The organism is Akkermansiaceae bacterium, assembly GCA_019634595.1.
Taxonomy (GTDB): domain Bacteria; phylum Verrucomicrobiota; class Verrucomicrobiia; order Verrucomicrobiales; family Akkermansiaceae; genus Luteolibacter.
Map to the genome: position 1 here is coordinate 1 of JAHCBC010000009.1, position 2,401 is coordinate 2,401.

The window sequence follows — 2,401 nt, forward strand, 5'->3', positions numbered from 1 at the left end:
GATGGAGAGGTAGTCCGTTTCCGAAATTGGGGTGCCTCGTTCCTGGATGAGAAGGATCTTGTCCTGCCATTTGAGCATGCGCGTTTTCATGCCTCCCAGCGCATTGATCACGCGGGCTTTTTCCTCGGCAGCTTCCGCAGTGAACTCAAGCGTCGGTTTGAGATCCGCGCCGAATCTGACAATGCCCGATGACTTGATGACTTTCAGGACTTCGGAATCTCCGAAGGAGAGGACAGCGCTTTCAGAGCCGCTTCCAACCCTTCCTTGTATATCGTCTTCTTCTGCTCTGGAGAGAGCTTCGCGAATTCTTCCGCTGATTTCCTCCGGTGTTCCTCCAGGAATTTGCGCATCTCCTCCGTCTCCGGGAACCATTCCGCTTTCTTGTCCATGATCTTGTTGGTGGGGTTGGTTGGGTGAATCCGGCTCCGAGCCGATGGAATACGAAATCTCGCTCAGGGCGTGTTTGGGCGAATTAGCCCCTTCGTCGCCGCTTCCGAGATCAGGTGCAAAATCTTTAACTGCTCCGGGGTGTATTCGTCGCTCACCGTCCGGACGTCGTCCAACTTCTGCTGCAGGCTCCATCCGCCCTTCAGCCGCCAGCTGGCCCGTGACAAGAGCGCGTCGCAATGTTGTTTCGCCAATTCCAAGTCGGCTTGGGTGACGTTCTCCGACGAGGAGATCTGCCAAAGTCTGTCTGGAAACGGGAGCGCCTGCATGGTCCACGATGGTAGCGGAATCATCGCTCAGACGCAAGCCGTCGATCTCCGGGAAGAAGTGCCGCACATATTCATATTCGTGCATCGCCAGCAGGCCCGCGTTGTGTTCGTGGTCGCCGTCCTTCCAGTCCTCGACATCTTTCGTCCCGTCGATGTGAGCGGTATTGCCCATGCGGATGGCGGAGGAGAGCAGTTGCGGCCAGCGGCGGAAGGTGGCGATGGAGGAAGCTCCTTCGGGATCGAGAATGAACTTCATCCCGTTGTTCCTGGCGTATGCCATGGCGATCTGGTAGACACCGGGCGCCATCGAGGCCTTCACCCGATGGACGTGCTTGTTCCAACCATGGGTGTCCGCTCCTCCGGCTCCGGTGGAGTTGACCCAAACCGCTCCATCTCTGACCAGGATGTAGGAGATGCCCCGGCCATCATTCAGCTCGGTGACCTGCGCACCTCTGTGTTTCCCCTTGGGCTTCGCGGTCAATGCGGGCATCACTCCACTCGCTTCCTCCACCAACCCATCGAAGTCCTTGCTCGTCAGTTCCGGCAGACGTGCGACGCCTCCCTCACCATGCAGGGATAGCCAGAACCTGCCGGTGCGTCCGAGGGTTTCCGCATCATGTTGATCCACTTTTTCCCGTGCCTTGGCAGTGGCCTCGATGATGAGTGACTCCGCGTCTCCGGACAGATCCGATCCGGTGGAGAAGGAAATCCCGTCATCGATGGCAGCCCATTGGGCGACCTTGGCGGGATCAACGGATGGTCGGGGTATGCCATGTTCCTCCGTCCCTTCCTTCCCGGTCAACTTCCCGAAGAACCCATCATACTCCGCCTGGCTGATGCTGCCGTCCGCCAGCCCGCGGCGGATGGCCACGGAGCGGTCCAGCGCCACGCCGAACCAAGAGCGGATGCCGTCGAAGAACGCCTTGAATTTCCCCGCCGTGCCCTGGCCGGAGAGCCGCGCGATGGCAGCCAGGTTCCGCGAGACCAGCCCCGGCGGCAGCCCGCCATCCTTCCGCGTGCGGAGGATCTCCGCCTCCCGCAGTTCCGCGATGGCCTCGTCCAGATGGACGTCAGTGATCTCCACATCCCCCTCCGGCAGCAGGCGCAGGCTCTGGCCCTCCCGACCCGTGCGGGTGGAGAGCACCGTATCGACCGCACGGAGGAAGGTGATGGCCTCCTGCCGGGTGATGCGGCCGGTGGCCAGCGCCTCTTTCCAGAAACCGTGCGTCTCCTCATGGAAGACGGTGAGCACGGAGGCACCCTGCTGCAGGCGGTTGGTGGTGTGGCGGACGCCTTCCTCGAAATGGGTCGTGCTGCTGCCGAAGATGATGTCGGAAAGCGAGCCGTCCCCGCCGTTGACCAGCTCCCGGGCGCGCAACTGTGCGGCGATGCGTCTGGCCTTTGCCCCGCTCTCCGCGATGGCCTGCGCCAGCGTGAGCCGCTCGCCGGGACGGAAGTGGATGCAGGCGGGAAATGATCCGCCGCCTCTCTAACAGAAATGTCTCGTCTTACTTCGGTGTCGATCCTTTCGCCACCTTGCCGGTGATCAGGTCGATGAGGCGGATGTTGCCCTGTGGGTCCTTCACGAAATTCTCCGGCCGCAGGTCGGAGATGAGATAATCTTCCCCGTCGATCTCGATCTTATAGATGCCGTGCCGCGATGGCTCGATGCCGAAAGGAAGTTC

The 2,401-nt window shown here is 61.0% G+C and carries 1 protein-coding gene; it reads right to left on the reverse strand.

All coding sequences use genetic code 11. The features are described 5' to 3' along the window. A partial coding sequence (locus KF712_21950) for a hypothetical protein (protein MBX3743665.1) occupies window positions 1-2,094 on the reverse strand: 2,094 nt, incomplete at its 3' end. Window positions 2,095-2,401: the final 307 nt, after the last annotated feature.